Source organism: Criblamydia sequanensis CRIB-18 (assembly GCF_000750955.1).
GTDB classification, from domain to species: Bacteria; Chlamydiota; Chlamydiia; order Chlamydiales; family Criblamydiaceae; genus Criblamydia; species Criblamydia sequanensis.
On record NZ_CCEJ010000023.1, the window covers coordinates 1 to 1001 of the forward strand.

Genomic DNA, 1001 nt, shown 5'->3' on the forward strand with positions numbered 1-1001 from the left:
CTCGCGTAGATCAAAATATTGAGCCCTTTTCACCTTACTCTTAGCCAAATATTCTACATAGGCTGCAAAAATCTAAATAAGTCATCATTGCCTTAAGTTTTAGTGATTCTTTTCGTTTTCTTCCATTCGGGTAATTGTTCCATCCACACAAAGACCTACACCTGTAGCGATAAGAAACTTAGAGGCTGCTTGCGCGTAAGGATGCGGGATAAAACTTAAAAAATAACCGCAAAGAGAAGCGGTGATACCAATTGAAACTCTTATAGGCACTTTGACTTCATTTTCGTCTTCCATGCCATGATGCTCTGCTGATTTAGCCATCATTTCATAGTCGAGGTCGCAGGCTGCTTGATCAAACTCGATGTCATACAAATTGCATTGATAGAGATACAAAGCTCTATGGTTACGCTTTTTCCATGATTTCTTTAGATCCCTCTTAATCTGGCTGATTTCCCCTTTTTTAAAATGGGCACCTTGCTTCTTTGCTTCACTTTCAATAACGTCAATCAGGGAGTCTAAATCGATCTTTTTTTCTGTGTAACTTTCGATCTCAATGTTGATATCACACATGACATCAATAAGCTTTCCTTGCTCTAGCTTGTCGAGGTATCGCTTTGCTTTCTCATAGAGCTTTTCAAGTCTTACAATAAAGGCAACATCGTTTAGGTTGATATTCACTTCTTTTGATTGGCACTGATACTCGTAAGCGACGGCTAGTGAGGGAGCGAAAATACTGCCGGAGAAAAAAGCAACCGTTGTAGTACATAAAATAGAACTGCGGATGATCCTAGAAATGTGAAAATTTCCCACTGTAAAGCCTTTATTGTTTGTTTAGTTGATTCTAATTTAAGCAGACGATAAATTTTTGTTATCTGTACCGTGTAAATCCATGCCATAATCCATAAAAATATCAGGCATTCTAAACCTAAAATTATGTAGTTAATCATAATCTCTTGTCCTTGATATAGGATTTCCACCCTTTGTACTCTCGTCAGCTTCTG

Annotated in this window: 1 protein-coding gene; it reads right to left on the reverse strand. The window is 37.9% G+C overall.

Features of this window, described 5'->3' with window-relative positions:
* Positions 1 to 99 precede the first annotated feature (99 nt).
* Complete coding sequence (locus tag CSEC_RS12475; protein WP_041018828.1) at positions 100 to 810, reverse strand: hypothetical protein; 711 nt, start codon at positions 808 to 810, stop codon at positions 100 to 102.
* Between the last annotated feature and the right edge of the window lie 191 nt (positions 811 to 1001).